11 protein-coding genes are annotated in these 11,621 nt (G+C 68.9%); 1 reads left to right on the top strand and 10 read right to left on the bottom strand.

Annotation, left to right across the window (positions count from 1 at the left end):
* Positions 1 to 60: 60 nt before the first annotated feature.
* From xerD to steA, 5 genes are all read right to left on the bottom strand, one after another.
* The gene (xerD, locus tag AB0I35_RS25545) at positions 61 to 1,005 is read right to left on the bottom strand and encodes a site-specific tyrosine recombinase XerD (RefSeq protein WP_357398832.1); all 945 of its coding nucleotides are present in this window, start codon (positions 1,003 to 1,005) and stop codon (positions 61 to 63) included.
* A 167-nt stretch (positions 1,006 to 1,172) separates the two neighbouring features.
* Positions 1,173 to 1,826 (bottom strand): NUDIX hydrolase, encoded by a 654-nt coding sequence (locus AB0I35_RS25540; protein ID WP_357398831.1) that lies wholly within the window; start codon positions 1,824 to 1,826, stop codon positions 1,173 to 1,175.
* A gap of 18 nt (positions 1,827 to 1,844) precedes the next feature.
* The gene (locus AB0I35_RS25535) at positions 1,845 to 3,566 is read right to left on the bottom strand and encodes a CTP synthase (RefSeq protein WP_357398830.1); all 1,722 of its coding nucleotides are present in this window, start codon (positions 3,564 to 3,566) and stop codon (positions 1,845 to 1,847) included.
* A gap of 192 nt (positions 3,567 to 3,758) precedes the next feature.
* Positions 3,759 to 4,700 carry a copper transporter gene (locus AB0I35_RS25530; protein WP_357398829.1) on the bottom strand — a complete coding sequence of 314 codons (942 nt, stop codon included), beginning with the start codon at positions 4,698 to 4,700 and terminating at the stop codon, positions 3,759 to 3,761.
* The gene (gene steA / locus AB0I35_RS25525) at positions 4,697 to 5,896 is read right to left on the bottom strand and encodes a putative cytokinetic ring protein SteA (protein WP_357398827.1); all 1,200 of its coding nucleotides are present in this window, start codon (positions 5,894 to 5,896) and stop codon (positions 4,697 to 4,699) included. Before steA ends, AB0I35_RS25530 begins: the two co-directional genes overlap by 4 nt.
* A 114-nt stretch (positions 5,897 to 6,010) precedes the next feature.
* On the opposite strand from steA, the gene AB0I35_RS25520 reads away from it, so the two are divergent.
* Entirely contained in the window at positions 6,011 to 6,430 is a 420-nt protein-coding gene (locus AB0I35_RS25520) for an SRPBCC family protein (RefSeq protein WP_357398826.1), read from the top strand.
* On the opposite strand, the gene recN is transcribed toward AB0I35_RS25520, so the two are convergent.
* Genes recN through AB0I35_RS25495 form a run of 5 tightly spaced genes read right to left on the bottom strand, consistent with a single transcriptional unit; the run spans position 6,431 to position 11,148 of the window.
* A complete protein-coding gene (gene recN / locus AB0I35_RS25515; RefSeq protein WP_357398824.1) occupies positions 6,431 to 8,203 on the bottom strand; it encodes a DNA repair protein RecN in 1,773 nt (590 codons plus the stop codon). It abuts the gene before it with no gap.
* Positions 8,181 to 9,137, bottom strand: coding sequence for an NAD kinase (locus AB0I35_RS25510; RefSeq protein ID WP_357398823.1), 957 nt, complete (start codon positions 9,135 to 9,137; stop codon positions 8,181 to 8,183). Before AB0I35_RS25510 ends, recN begins: the two co-directional genes overlap by 23 nt.
* Positions 9,134 to 9,955, bottom strand: a complete 822-nt coding sequence (locus AB0I35_RS25505) for a TlyA family RNA methyltransferase (RefSeq protein ID WP_357398822.1) — start codon at positions 9,953 to 9,955, stop codon at positions 9,134 to 9,136. Before AB0I35_RS25505 ends, AB0I35_RS25510 begins: the two co-directional genes overlap by 4 nt.
* A 1-nt stretch (position 9,956) precedes the next feature.
* Positions 9,957 to 10,241 (bottom strand): hypothetical protein, encoded by a 285-nt coding sequence (locus AB0I35_RS25500; protein ID WP_357398820.1) that lies wholly within the window; start codon positions 10,239 to 10,241, stop codon positions 9,957 to 9,959.
* 13 nt (positions 10,242 to 10,254) lie between these two features.
* A complete protein-coding gene (locus tag AB0I35_RS25495; protein ID WP_357398819.1) occupies positions 10,255 to 11,148 on the bottom strand; it encodes an HAD-IIA family hydrolase in 894 nt (297 codons plus the stop codon).
* Positions 11,149 to 11,621 lie beyond the last annotated feature (473 nt).

Here is an 11,621-nt window from a genome sequence, read left to right as displayed (position 1 = left end):
GCATGGCAACGCCGGGCGTGTTCGCACGATACCGCTTCGGCCGAAGTGCGGCCGTCTCCGTCAACGGGCGCGGGGGTGGGCGGTGGCCCACACTTCACGCAGGGTGCTCACCGTGACGAGGGTGTAGATCTGGGTGGTCGTCACCGAGGCGTGCCCGAGCAGTTCCTGCACCACACGCACGTCGGCGCCGCCGTCGAGCAGGTGGGTGGCGAAGGAGTGGCGCAGTGTGTGCGGCGACACCGTCGCACCGATGCCCGCGCGTTCGGCGGCGGTCTGCAACACCTGCCAGGCGCTCTGCCGTGACAGCCTGCCGCCCCGATTGTTGAGGAAAAGCGCACCGCCGCTTCCTTTTCCGTTCGCGGCCAGCGAGGGTCTGCCGCGCACAAGGTAGGCGTCGACGGCGGCGAGGGCGGGCCTGCCGATGGGGACGAGGCGTTGCTTGCCACCTTTGCCGCGCAGCACCACGCAGCGCTGTTCGGTGTCGATGTCGTCGACGTCGAGCCCGACCATCTCCGAGATGCGGGCGCCCGTGGAGTACAGCAGTTCGAGCAGCGCCCGGTCTCGCAGACCGCGCGGCCCACCGTCGGTGCCGCCCGGAGAACCGTCACCGCCTGCCGCTTCGAGCACACGCAGAACCTGGTCGTAAGGCAGCGCTTTGGGCAACCTGCGGCCGGGTGCGGGTGGTTTCACCGCATGCGCCACATCGGTGTCGGTGATGCCCTCCGCTGCCGCGAACCGGTGCAGCCCGCGCACCGCGATCAAGGCCCTGGCTACCGACCCGGCGGCGAGCGGTGGATGGTCCGCGCTGCCTGCGCGCAGCGCCATCGTGAATTCGGCGACGTCGCCTTGGGTGACGTCGCGCAGGGACTCGATACCGCGGGTACTGAGAAACGCCTGGTAGCGGGACAGATCACGCCGGTAGGCGCCCAGCGTGTTGCGCGCGGCACCACGCTCGACCGCCAGATGGTCGAGGTAGGCGTCGATCTCCCGCGCCAGCACACTCATCCGCGCCTACCCGCCGCCGAGCCGAACAGCCGAGCCCGTGGCCGACGCCGTTCGCCGTCGCGCGACACTCCCCTTGGCCCCGCGCCCCGCCGGATTCGTTCTTTCCACCCAGGCGGCAAGGGCGCGGTACAGGACCGCGTGCGTCTCGATGTGCGCCGGACGCTCTGTCACGACCGGGCGTCGGTTCGCGCCTCGGCTGCTTTGCGCCGCAGGAACGCCGTCGGCTGACCCGGCCACGGCGCGTCGGCCGGACGCAGGGGCAACCCGTTCGCCTCGGCCGAGGCGTAGGCGAGCACACCCGCCACGGCGGTCGCGTTCACGATCTCGCCGGCCAGGGCCGCACGGACCGCCTCGTCGAGCGGCATCCGCACCAATTCCAGGTCGGCTTCCTCGTGCTCGGGGTCCGGGCGGTCGGTCTCGGTGAGCCCGGTCGCGAAGAACACCCGCAGCGCCTCGTCGGTGAATCCCGGCGACAACGCCACATCCACCAGCACCGACCACTCGGCGGCGGCCAGGCCCGTCTCCTCGGCCAGCTCGCGCTTGGCCGCGGTGAGCGGGTCCTCGCCGTCGATATCGAGCAGTCCGGCGGGCAGTTCGAGCAGCCGGGTGCGGATGGGATGGCGGTACTGGCGGATCAGCACCACCCGTCCCTCGTCGTCGAGCGCGAGGACCGCCACCGCACCGTGATGCTCGATGACCTCACGCTCGGCGACCCGCCCGTCGGGCATCGCGACCTGGTCTTGGCGCAGGGCCACGATCGCGCCGCTGTAGAGCACCCGGCTCGATACCGTCTCGAAGTCGTGCTTACCGGGTTCGCTCATCGCCGCCTTGCCACCGATTCAGAGTTCCGCGGCCTGCTCCGCGAGCTCTTCCTCCGGAAAGTCTACGGGAAGGCGTTCGGCCAGTTTGTATTTCAACGCCGCGTGGATCAGCGCGGCGAACAGCGGATGCGGCCGGGTAGGACGGCTCTTGAGCTCCGGGTGCGCCTGGGTGGCGACGAAGAACGGGTGCACCGAGGCCGGGTACTCCACGAACTCCACCAGGTGCCCGTCGGGGGAGGTGCCCGAGAACACCAGACCGCTTTTGGCGATCGCGTCGCGGTAGGCGTTGTTCACCTCGAAGCGATGCCGGTGCCGCTCGGACACGTGCTCGCTGCCGTAGGCCTGCGCCACGACCGAACCCTTCTGCAGGGTGGCCGGGTACGCGCCCAGACGCATGGTGCCGCCCAGATCGGCCTCACCGGCGACCACGTCTTCCTGGTCGGCCATGGTCGAGATGACGGGGTTCTCGGTGTCGGGCTCGAACTCCGCGGAGTTCGCGTCCGCGATGCCCACCGAACGGGCCGCCTCGATCACCACACACTGCAGACCGAGACACAGGCCGAGCAGCGGGATACCGCGCCTGCGCGCGTAGCTGATGGCGCCGAGCTTGCCCTCGATGCCACGGATACCGAATCCGCCGGGGATCAGCACCGCGTCCACGTCACGCAACGCGGCCTGCGCGCCCGCCTCGGTCTCGCACTCGTCGGAGGGCACCCAGCGGATCTGCACCTTCGAACGATGCGCGAAGCCACCCGCACGCAGCGCCTCGGTCACCGACAGGTAGGCGTCGGGCAGATCGACGTACTTGCCGACCAGCGCCACCTCGACGGTCTCGCGCGGCGAGTGCACGCGCTCGAGCAGGTCGCCCCACACCGTCCAGTCGACATCGCGGAACGGCAGCCCCAGCTTGCGCACCACGTAGGCGTCCAGGCCCTCGCTGTGCAGCACCTTCGGGATGTCGTAGATCGACGGCGCGTCCGGGGTGGAGATGCACGCCTCCACGTCCACGTCGCACATCAGCGCGATCTTGTTCTTCAGACCCTGTGGCACCTCACGGTCACAGCGCAGGATCAGCGCGTCGGGCTGGATACCGATATTGCGCAGCGCCGCCACCGAATGCTGCGTCGGCTTGGTCTTGAGTTCACCCGAGGGCGCCAGGTACGGCACCAGCGACACATGCAGGAAGAACACATTGTCGCGGCCGACATCATGGCGGATCTGGCGCGCCGCCTCGAGGAACGGCTGCGACTCGATGTCACCGACGGTGCCACCGATCTCGGTGATCACCACATCCGGCACATGACCCTGCAGATCCGGACCGGTCATCGCCATGATGCGGTTCTTGATCTCGTCGGTGATGTGCGGGATCACCTGCACGGTGTCACCGAGGTACTCGCCGCGCCGCTCCTTGGCGATCACGGTCGAATAGATCTGACCGGTCGTCACATTCGCCGCACCGGACAGATCGCGATCGAGGAAACGCTCGTAGTGACCGACATCCAGATCGGTCTCGGCGCCGTCCTCGGTGACGAACACCTCACCGTGCTGGAACGGGTTCATGGTGCCCGGATCGACGTTCAGATACGGGTCGAGCTTCTGCATCGTCACCCGCATACCGCGCGCGGTCAGCAACTGACCGAGGCTGGAAGCGGTGAGACCCTTACCCAAAGAGGAGGCGACGCCACCGCTCACGAAGATGTGCTTGGTGGCATTTCGAGCCTGATTCCGTTGATGACCCACGGACCACCACTGTACCGCCTCCCCGGAACTTCAAGCGCAACCGAGGTGCGTGGACTGTCGCGTCGGCCGCCGGCGGTCAGGTGCGGAGGACTTGGCCCGTACCCGGTGAGTTACCCATGTGCTTGCGAGATCAGGGGTTTTGTTGGGATCGCTGGCGCGGAAACTCGCTATTTGCGGTGGTGAGGGTCTCAGTCAGCGGGGCATTGCTACCAGCGTCAGGGAGGTTGCTGCGGGGCCTGTGCCGTAGCGTCCGGCTACGCCGTTGAGTTGTTCGGGGAGGGCGAGGGCTGTTGTTACTCGGCCTGTTTCGCGGTCGATGTTGTCGACGGTGGTGACGGTGGTTGCGAGGGGGGCTTGGGCGCGGACGTGGGCGATGGGGGCGTTGCCTTCGGCGGCGCCTGGGCGGCCTGCCAGGACGGTGGCGGCGGTGCGGGCGCGGAGGGCGCCGGTGAAGCGGGCGATGGTCGCACCCTGGCCGGAGTCGTCGGCGATGCCGTCGCCGGTGACGACGACGGCCATCTGGGCGGGGTCGGTCGGCGTGTCGCCGTAGGCGAGGAAGCCGCCGCCGCGCAGGGTTTCCAGGAGCAGGGCCTGTTCCTGGGGTGTGGCGCGGGGATTGTTGGTCGCCGGGTCGATAAAAAGGGTCAGGCCGAGCAGGTCGCCCGCCATGCTGCCCTGGTCGACGGCGCCGGTGCGCAGCTGCGCGCCCGCGGGGACGACATTGGTCAGCGCCGATCGCAGGCGATCACCCTCACCGCTGTCGACGAAGCCATCGGTGAGAGCGATCCGGCCGGTCACCGAGGCGCCCGCCGTTTCGAGCGCCTTGCGTACGCCGTCGACATCGGCGGGATCGGCGTCGGGAGTGGTGAACACCAGTACGCGCCGGTCGGCCAACGTGCCTGCCAGGATGCGGCCCGACGCGCCGGCGATGAATCCGTCCGTCGCGTCCAGACGGCTGGTGAGCTGGGCGTTCTCCGCACTCAATGCCTCGACCTGGCTGCCGAGATCATCCTTGTCCGAACGCAGACCCGACAGCAGATCGGCGGCCACCGTCTGCGAACCGAGTACCACCCCGATAGCGAGAGCCAGGAAGATCGCCGCGATCGATATCGCGTGCTGACGCAGCGAGATCACAGCTGTACCCGCACCCACTCGACGAGCCGGTCCCAATACCCGGCGGCCACATCGAACACCTCGGACCCGCTCTGCGAAGCCAGGATCACCACGACCACCGCCACCAGCGCCGCCAGCACCACGAACGCCAGCGCCGCACCGGTCGACCGATGCCGGTACAGCGTCGACACGGCATTCGCGTCCACCAGCTTCGCCCCGACCTTCAACCGGGTCAGGAACGTCGCCGGATTGCTGTCGCGGCGGCCACGGTCGAAGAAGTCCTCCAGCGACGCGTGCGCTCCGGCCAGCACGATCAGCGACGCGCCGTGGTGATCGGCGAGCATCAACGCCAGGTCGGTCGGCGACCCCGACGACGGGAACGTCGTCGCGCCGATACCGAGGTCCTGGATGCGTTCCAGCCCACGCGCGTGGCCGTCGGTGTCGGCGGGCAGGATCATCTCCGCGCCGGAACGCAAGGTGGACGTGCTGATCTCGTCCGGATCACCGACGATCAGATCCGGCTTGTACTTGAGCTTGCGCAACGTATCCGCACCTCGGCCCACCCCGATCAGGATCGGCGCGTACTCCTTGATGAACGGCTTGAGGCGCTGCAACTCCTCGAGATGTCCCGGCCCGTCCGCGATCACGACCACATGCCGGTTGCGCAGATCCAACTCGATATCGGGCACGCCGATACCGTCGATCAGCAGCGCGCTCTCGGTGCGCACGAACTCGGTGGTGTTGCCCGCGAAGGCGTCGAGGTGATCGGCCAGCCCGTTGCGGGCCTCGATCATCCGGTCGGCGATCGTCGACTCGTCGAATTCGATGCCCTCGACCAGAACCTCGGGTTCCTTCTTGGTCAGCTTGTCGGCATAGACCACACCGGAGTCGATGCGGATCTTCGCACCGTCCTTGATCTTGCCGAACGCATCCGAGGAGACGGCGTCCATGAGCACGATCCCGTTGGCGACCAGCACCTCCGGACCGAGGTTCGGATAGCGACCCGAAATCGACGGCGACGTGTTGATCACCGCCACGACGCCCGCCTCGACGAGCCGGTCGGCGGTATGGCGATCCAGATCGGTCTCGTCAAGGACCGCGACATCCCCCGCACCGACCCGACCCAGTAATCGCCGGGTATTGCGATCCACCCGCGCGATCCCGGCGACACCGGGCAGCGTTTCGGTGTTCCGTGACAACAACGCCGGCATCTTCATGAGCCCGATGATGAAGCCAAACCCTCAACCTTTGGTGGAGGCGCGCCGAGTCACCGACCGCCCCGATACCCGTATGCTCCCTGTCACAGATACTTCGATCAGGAGCAGAAAACAATGCCGAGCAGCACTGTCGAGACGGTTCTCGACGCCCCACGCGACATCGTCTACCGCCTCTTCAGCGAGCGGGAGAGCGTGAGTCCCCACCTGCCCATTCAGGTCAAGCTCATCAAGCAGGGCGACGCCGTCACCGGTGTCGGCGCCCAGCACCTGCTCGGCTTCGGCAAGCTCGGCGTCACCGAGGAGATCACCGCGCTGGTCCCCGGCGAGCGCATGGAGTACAAGATCGTCAAGGGTGCGCCGGTCAAGCGCCACGTCGGCATCATCACCTTCGCCGACACCGCCGAGGGCGGCACCCGCGTGGTCTACACCATGGAATCCGAGCCGTCGCTGCCCGTTCCGGCCAAGGCCATGGAGTTCGGCCTGCGCCAGCTGACCAACCAGCTCATCGGCGGCATCCGCAAAGCCCTGCGCTGATCAGAGCGAGACACTTCGCTCGGCCCGAGCGGTCTCCAGCAGTTCCTCCGCGTGTGCCCGGCCGGTCTCGGTGTCGTCGAGGCCGGCCAGCATGCGGGCGAGTTCCACCACTCGTTCCTCGTCGGTGAGGGTGCGGACTCCGCTGTCCACCTTGCCTTTTCCGTCGTCCGATTTGTTCACCACCAGGTGGGTGTCGGCGAAGGCCGCCACCTGCGGTAGGTGGGTCACGACGATCACCTGATGCGTGCGGGCCAGGCGCGCGAGGCGTTTGCCGATCTCCACCGCGGCCCGACCGCCGACGCCCGCGTCGACCTCGTCGAACACCATGGTCGCGCCGTGATCCGAGCCGGCCAGCACCACTTCCAGCGCGAGCATCACGCGCGAGAGCTCACCGCCGGACGCGCTCTTGCTCAGCGGTAAAGACTGCGCGCCCGAGTGCGCCGAGAGCCGGAATTCCACCTCGTCGACACCGTTGGAACCCGCGTGCAGGGTCGTTCCGTCGAGGTCGAGCGGCGCCGAGTCCTGGGCGCTCGCCCGCAGCGGCCGGACCTGAACTTCCAAGCGCGCCTTGCCCATTGCCAGCCCACCGAGTTCGGTGCTCACGGCGGCGGCCAGTTTGGACGCGGCCTTGGTGCGGGCGGCGCTGAGTTTGCGTGCGGCCTCGCGCACCTTGCCCGCGGCGGTCTCGACCTCGGCGGCCAGTTTGGCCAGCGCGTCCTCGGACACGTCGAGGGAGTCGAGGCGGGCGCGGGATTCGTCGGCCCAGGCGATCACACCGTCGATGTCGGGGGCGTATTTGCGGGTGAGCGATTTCAGTTCGGCCTGGCGGTTCAGCATCGTGTCCAGGGCGCTTGGGTCCGAGGGCAGTTCGGACAGGTAGCCGCTGAGTTCGGTCGTCACGTCGACGACCACCGCGATCGCCTCACCGAGACGCGGGGCGAGTGCGGTGAGGGCGGGGTCGTCGGCCGAGTCGAGGCGGGCGCGCGCCCCACCGAGCAGGTCGAGCACCCCGCCGCCGTCGGCGCTGGAGTCGGCGGGGCCGGACAGCGCCTCGTGGGCGGCGGCAGCGGCCTCACGCAGCGAGTCGAGGTCGCTGAGCCTGCGGATCTCGGCGACCAGCCGAGTGTCCTCGCCGGGTTCGGGTGCGATGCCGTCGATTTCGGCGAGCGAATGCTTGAGCCGGTCGGCTTCCAGGGCGAGTTCGCGGCTGCGGGCGGTGCGTTCGAGGAGTTCGGTGCGCGCGTCGAGCCAGGTGCGTCGGTGCACCTGGTACTTGCGCAGCAACGACGCCACGCCGTCGCCCGCGAACTGGTCGAGCGCGGCGAGTTGCTGTTCGGGACGCTGCAGGCGCAGCTGATCGTTCTGTCCGTGCACGGTCAGCAGACGGGAGGTGAACTCGCCGAGCACCGCCGCGGGCACACCCCGACCACCCAGATGGGCTCGCGACCGCCCGTCGCTGTTGACGGTGCGCACGGCGATCACGCTGCCGTCCTCGTCGGCCTCGGCACCGGCCGATTCCAGTACCTCGCCGATCGCGGCACGGGCGGCGTCGTTCACGTCGTCGACGACGAAACGGCCTTCGACCACCGCTTTCGACGCACCGACCCGTACCCGGCCCGCGTCCGCGCGGGCGCCGCTGAGCAGGTGCAGGCTGGTGACGACCATCGTTTTACCGGCACCGGTCTCGCCGGTGAGCACGGTCAGACCCTCATGGAATTGCGCGGTGGCCGTCGAGATGACGCCGAGTCCGTCAATCCTGATCTCGGTCAGCATCGGTGTCCTTCCCCGTTCGCTGTCTACCCCGCCAGCCCGTGACCGGCAGCTGGAACTTGCGCACCATCCGGTCGGCGAAGGGCGCGGAGTCCAGCCGCACCCACCGCACCGGCCGTTCGCCGCGCACCACCTCGGCCCGGCCGCCGCGTGGCAAGGCGAGCGTGCGCCGCCCGTCGAGAAAGACGATCGCGTCGTGCCCCGTGGCCACCGTTTCCACGGCGATCAACGATTCCGGGCTCGTCACCAGCGGCCGGGCGAACAGCGCGTGCGCGTTGCTGGGAATCACCAGCATGGCCTCGAGCTCCGGCCACACCACCGGACCACCCGCAGAGAAGGCGTACGCGGTCGAACCGGTGGGCGTGGCGATGAGAATCCCGTCGCAGCCGAAGGCCGACACCGGGCGCCCGTCCACTTCGAGCACCACCTCGAGCACGCCCATGCGCTGCGCGTTCTCGATGCTCGCCTCGTTCAGCGCCCAACCGCGTTCGGTGACGACATCGTCCACCCGGACGGTGACATCGATGGTCAGCCGGTCCTCGACCCGGTAGTCGCGGTCGACCACCTGGGCGAGTGCTTCGTCGAGGTGTTCGGCCTCGGCCTCGGTGAGGAAACCGATGCGGCCGAGGTTGATGCCCAGCACCGGCACACCGGTCGGCCTGCCGAGTTCGGCGGCGCGCAGGAATGTTCCGTCACCCCCGAGCGCGAGCACCATCTCGCACCCCTTGGCCGCCGACGGGCTGTGCGGGACGACGCGCACCGGGTATCCCCCCGGCTCGTCCTCGAATCGGGTGCTGTCGGCCTCGTCGGCCAGCACGCGCAGGCAGATGCCCGCCGCGGCGAAGATCTTCGCCACCCGGTGTGCAGTTTCGATGATCTCCGCACGTCCCGGATGGGCGACGAGCAGAATTTCGCGGCCGCTCTCACGCGAACTCACTGCGGCCCCTCCTCCACAGCCTGGGCGACCAGCGCCGCCACCTGTTCCGCGTTGTAGTCGAACGGTCCGACCTTGCGCAACCACAGAAAGTATTCGACATTGCCCGACGGTCCCGGCAGTGGGCTGGCGACCACACCGAGGGTGCGCAGACCGAGCGCGCCCGCCGCCGCCGCGACCTCGCACACCACTTCACTCCGCAGCGCCGGGTCACGCACCACGCCACCGGAACCGACCCGTTCCTTACCGACCTCGAATTGCGGCTTCACCATCGGCAGCAGATCGGCGCCGTCGCTCACGCAGGCCGCCAGCGCGGGCAGCACCAGTCCCAGCGAGATGAACGACAGGTCCCCGACTACCAATTCGACTGTGCCGCCGATGGTTTCAGCAGTGATACCGCGCACGTTGGTGCGGTCGAACACGCGCACGCGTTCGTCGTTCTGCAGACGCCAGATCAGCTGTCCGTAGCCGACGTCGACCGCGACGACCTCCCGCGCGCCCTTGCTCAGCAGCACGTCGGTGAACCCGCCCGTCGAGGCGCCCGCGTCCAGGCACCGCTTACCGGCGACCTCGAGTCCCTGCGGCTCGAACGCCTCCAGGGCACCCAGCAGCTTGTGGGCGCCACGCGACGCCCACGACACCTCGTCTGGTTCCTCGCGCACGATCAGCGGTGTGCCGGTCTCCACGGCGGTAGCCGGCTTCACCGCGACGGTCCCGGCGATCAAGACCCGGCCCGCGCCGATCAGTTCGACCGCGTGTTCCCGCGATCGGGCCAATCCGCGGCGAACCAGTTCGGCATCCACCCGCGCTCGTCTGGCCACCTCAGATCTTGTCCACGGTCGCCAGGGCGTCCACCAGCACCTCGTGCGCCTGCTCGAGGATGCGTGCGCGGCGGGTGATGTCGGCCCCGGTCTCGGTGTTCTCCGCGGGTCCCGGTGTGGGTCGCTCGCCGAGTTCGGCGAGCAACTCGTCGACCTGGGATCTGATCCGGTTCGGGTCGGCCGGTACGTGATGCGCCTGAGTACCCGGCAGGTGACTGCCGGGCATCGGGATCCCTGGTCGGGGTTGCGGTGGCGCGCCGGGCGGCGGCGAACTCGGAGTACTCATCGTGACGTCAACGCTATCGGATTTCCGAATCGACCGCGCGCACCCGTACCGCCCTGCCCGGGTGCTGCCGCAACAGATCCGCGACATCGGCGGGCGCGACCAGTCCCGGCACGATCTCGGCATTGAGGGCGTCGAGGGTCCGCGCGATGTAGGTGGGCACCTGCTCGGGCGACGCGGCGGCCACCTCGTCGAGAGTGCTCACCCCGGTCAGCACGAGCAGCGAATCGAGGCCGAGACCGTTCGCACCCTCGATGTCGGTGTCGAGCCGGTCCCCGACGACCAGCGCGTTTCGGGTCCCCGCCCGCTCGACGGCGTTTTCCATCAGCGGCGCGTAGGGCTTGCCGGCCACCAGCGGTTCACGATCGGACGCGGTCCGCAGCGCGGCGACCATCGAACCGTTGCCGGGCGCGAGCCCCCGTTCGTTCGGGAGGGTCCGGTCGGTATTGGCGGCCACCCACAGCACCCCCGCGCGCAGGGCGTAGGCAGCCTCGGCAAGGTCGGGCCAGGCAGTGGTCGGCGAATGCCCCTGCACCACAGCCGCGGGCGGCACGTCCGCGAACCGGCGAACCGGCTTCAGACCGACAGCCTCGACCTCGGCCGCGAGATCGTCGGTGCCGACAACCAGCACCTCCTCCCCCGCCGACAGCCGCTGACCGAGCATGCGCGCCGCCGCCTGCGCACTCGTCACCACATCCTCGGCAGCCGCCGGATACCCCAATTCGGCCAGATGCCCCGCGACCTTCGCGGGCCCACGCGCCGCGTTATTGGTCACATACACCAACCGCTGCGCCGAATCACCCTGCGGCACAAGCGCTTCGGGTGCGCCATCGATCACCTCGGGCCCGCGGTACAGCGTCCCGTCCAGATCGAGCAGCAAGGCCTCATATTGATCCCGTAGCCGATTCACACACCCTCACTCCGTCGTCGTGCCGGGCCGAGTACATCTGCGACCCTAAGCGAGACCACCGACAAATTCGGCTCACCCCGAATCGCCCTCGCCACCTTCATGATCGAGCATCCCCACCACCCCCGACCCCCAGAGTGCCCATGTTCACCCCGCCCCCCGGCGCGTCGCCCGCTGGAACCATCCGAGTCCGCCACCTACCGCACACCCATCCCCCGCGGCCCTATTCGAGCCCGACACCTACCGGGCTCTCAGCCCCCGCGGCGCTACTCGAGTCCGCCACCTACCGGGCTCCCGACCACACGGCACCACTTGAGTCCGCCACCTACCGCACTCCCAGCCACACGGCACCACTCGAGTCCGCCATGACCGCATTCCCAGCCCCGCACGACCCGACCTCGAGGAGGGTCCGCCGCGAAGCGGCGTAGCGGCCCGGCCGCGCGAACAGCGCTCGAAGCGCATGCGCGAAGCGCGAG

This window comes from Nocardia sp. NPDC050378 (assembly GCF_040655675.1).
Taxonomy (GTDB): Bacteria; Actinomycetota; Actinomycetes; order Mycobacteriales; family Mycobacteriaceae; genus Nocardia; species Nocardia coubleae.
Note: the sequence above shows the minus strand (reverse complement) of the source record. Positions and strands in the feature narration are given on the sequence as shown.

What these genes read in the sequence shown, in the direction of transcription:
- xerD (WP_357398832.1), bottom strand. Translation starts at nt 1,005, where the DNA reads ATGAGTGTGCTGGCGCGGGAGATCGACGCCTACCTCGACCATCTGGCG.
- AB0I35_RS25540 (WP_357398831.1), bottom strand. Translation starts at nt 1,826, where the DNA reads ATGAGCGAACCCGGTAAGCACGACTTCGAGACGGTATCGAGCCGGGTG.
- steA (WP_357398827.1), bottom strand. Translation starts at nt 5,896, where the DNA reads ATGAAGATGCCGGCGTTGTTGTCACGGAACACCGAAACGCTGCCCGGT.
- AB0I35_RS25520 (WP_357398826.1), top strand. Translation starts at nt 6,011, where the DNA reads ATGCCGAGCAGCACTGTCGAGACGGTTCTCGACGCCCCACGCGACATC.
- recN (WP_357398824.1), bottom strand. Translation starts at nt 8,203, where the DNA reads ATGCTGACCGAGATCAGGATTGACGGACTCGGCGTCATCTCGACGGCC.
- AB0I35_RS25500 (WP_357398820.1), bottom strand. Translation starts at nt 10,241, where the DNA reads ATGAGTACTCCGAGTTCGCCGCCGCCCGGCGCGCCACCGCAACCCCGA.